Genomic DNA, 1870 nt, shown 5'->3' with positions numbered 1-1870 from the left:
GGCGCAAAAACAGGCCGACTACACGCGCTGGGCCGGCAACGCTCCAAACGCCAAAGTGATCCTCATTACACCGAGCCGCCATTTTGTGATGTTCGACCAGCCGGAGCGCTTCGAACGAGCGTTAGAGATGGCGATCGCGCGCTAAGTTTTCGCCATTCCGTCGTCAGGCGGCCAGCCGTCGATCCCGCGCAGCGACTGCGTCGTCGCGCCGCAGGAGAAGGCGGAAGACGAGAGCGTGCGTGATCAGGAGCAGCGGCACGAAAAACGTCACGATAAAATAGGTGGCTCCGAGTTGTCCCGGCGCGAGAGCGTGGCGGCCGCCTTGGTAGAATGCATTGATGAGGTCGAGGCTGCCCCACACCCCAAATACCCACACGAATGCGTTTCCCGCCCGAGTCCGAAGGGCGGCCAGCGCGATCAACGCGAGGATCGCGGCGATCAAGTCGCCGTAGGCGTCCGGTCGCGCGAATGTGGCGGGTAGGTCGGGCGAAACCACGCCCGGTACGATGAACGCCAAGCCCATGAAGCGGAAGGAGTGGAGCAGGAGCAGCGGCCGCAAGGCATCCGCGCGAGGCAGGCGACGCAACACCGGCCAGAGGTAGAGGGCGACCGCAATGCTCCAAACGAGGAGGCCCATCAGAACGTTGATTCCAAACACGAGAGGTATCGGCATCTTTTGATTGTATATACAACTAAAGGGCCGTTGTCAAGGCATTGCGGCGTCGTCGCGATTAGTTGTAGAGTCAAATAATGCTGGAAGATCCGCGGAACTGTGCTTGCCTCGGGCTGCGGGCCGCGACGCGACGGATGACCCGTCGCTACGACGAAGCCCTCGCCCCGTCGGGCCTTACGAGCTCTCAGTTCTCGATGCTAACGGCTCTTTCAGCGAAGCCGAGCTGGGGGGTCGCCGAACTCGCGGGCCAGCTGGACATGGACGTTTCCACCGCCACGCGCAGCCTTCGCCCGCTGGTGACGGCCGGGTATGTCACGATGCGTGCCGGCGTCGCCGATGCCCGCCGGCGCGAGGTTCGCATCTCTGCGAAAGGGAGCCGTGCCTTCGAACGCGCCCGTTCTCTTTGGCGTACGGCGCAGAAAGATACCGTCAAAGCGCTCGGCGAGCGGCGCGTGACCGACCTTCTCGCAATGCTGAGCGAGGTGGTCTAACGCCGGCGGCGGCGAAGGCCCTGAAAATGGCACGCGTAATGGGTATCGGCGGCATCTTCATTCGCGTTCGCGATCCGGAGGCGATGAAACGCTGGTACGCAGAGCACCTCGGGATCGTCGATCGGCCCGGGGTCGGCGCGATGTTTCGCCGCTCGGACGATCCCGACCCGAATGGAGTGACGCTTTTCAGCATCTTCGATGTGGATGACGACTATTGGGACCGAGCGCAGCCGGTGATGATCAACTTCCGGGTCGAGGGCCTCGACGAGCTGCTCGCCAAGCTGCGCGCAGAGGGCGTTACGGTTTTAGAAAAGACCGATAATCACGAATACGGCCGCTTCGGCTGGGTTGTCGACCCCGAGGGCAATCGCATCGAACTCTGGGAGCCGCCCGCCCTCCGATAACGGCGCGGTTAGGGGCGCGGCGTAAAGTCCGCGCGGAAGATGTAGCTGCCCTCGACGGGTGCACAGTTCGCGACCTTCGGAGAGTACTTGCTCTTGCGTGCCGCGGCAACGACCGAATCGTCGATCGTCGCGCTGCCGCTCGATTTGACTACCGACGTTCGGGTGACCGTTCCGTTTGGCGCAATCGTTACTGAGACCTCGACGGTTCCCGACGCCTTGAGCCCGTGCGGGAGCACCGGCGGCTGCGGATCGGTTACCGACGCCTCCACGTTGGGATGCGTGCACGCTGCCGATGCGAGCGT

Annotated in this window: 4 protein-coding genes; 2 read left to right on the top strand and 2 right to left on the bottom strand. The window is 63.3% G+C overall.

Annotated features, from left to right (window positions below; genetic code table 11):
* Nucleotides 1–163 precede the first annotated feature (163 nt).
* Nucleotides 164–673, bottom strand: coding sequence for a hypothetical protein (locus tag VGG51_11345; protein ID HEY1883624.1), 510 nt, complete (start codon nucleotides 671–673; stop codon nucleotides 164–166).
* 77 nt (nucleotides 674–750) lie between these two features.
* Between VGG51_11345 and VGG51_11340 the strand changes: the two genes are divergently transcribed.
* Together VGG51_11340 and VGG51_11335 are read left to right on the top strand one after the other, a co-directional pair.
* A complete protein-coding gene (locus tag VGG51_11340) occupies nucleotides 751–1164 on the top strand; it encodes a MarR family winged helix-turn-helix transcriptional regulator (protein ID HEY1883623.1) in 414 nt (137 codons plus the stop codon).
* Nucleotides 1165–1190: 26 nt separating this feature from the next.
* On the top strand, nucleotides 1191–1568 hold the full coding sequence (locus VGG51_11335) for a VOC family protein (protein HEY1883622.1): 378 nt from the start codon (nucleotides 1191–1193) through the stop codon (nucleotides 1566–1568).
* Nucleotides 1569–1576: 8 nt separating this feature from the next.
* On the opposite strand, the gene VGG51_11330 is transcribed toward VGG51_11335, so the two are convergent.
* Nucleotides 1577–1870, bottom strand: a 294-nt coding sequence (locus tag VGG51_11330) for an energy transducer TonB (GenBank protein ID HEY1883621.1), incomplete at its 5' end; no start/stop codon positions are given.

The sequence above is a fragment of the Candidatus Cybelea sp. genome (assembly GCA_036489315.1).
Classification (GTDB): Bacteria; Vulcanimicrobiota; Vulcanimicrobiia; order Vulcanimicrobiales; family Vulcanimicrobiaceae; genus Cybelea.
Note: the sequence above shows the minus strand (reverse complement) of the source record. Positions and strands in the feature narration are given on the sequence as shown.

Bases quoted from the DNA above. Each gene is read 5' to 3' on its own strand.
- VGG51_11335 (HEY1883622.1), top strand. From the start codon at position 1,191: ATGGCACGCGTAATGGGTATCGGCGGCATCTTCATTCGCGTTCGCGAT.
- VGG51_11345 (HEY1883624.1), bottom strand. From the start codon at position 673: ATGCCGATACCTCTCGTGTTTGGAATCAACGTTCTGATGGGCCTCCTC.
- VGG51_11340 (HEY1883623.1), top strand. From the start codon at position 751: ATGCTGGAAGATCCGCGGAACTGTGCTTGCCTCGGGCTGCGGGCCGCG.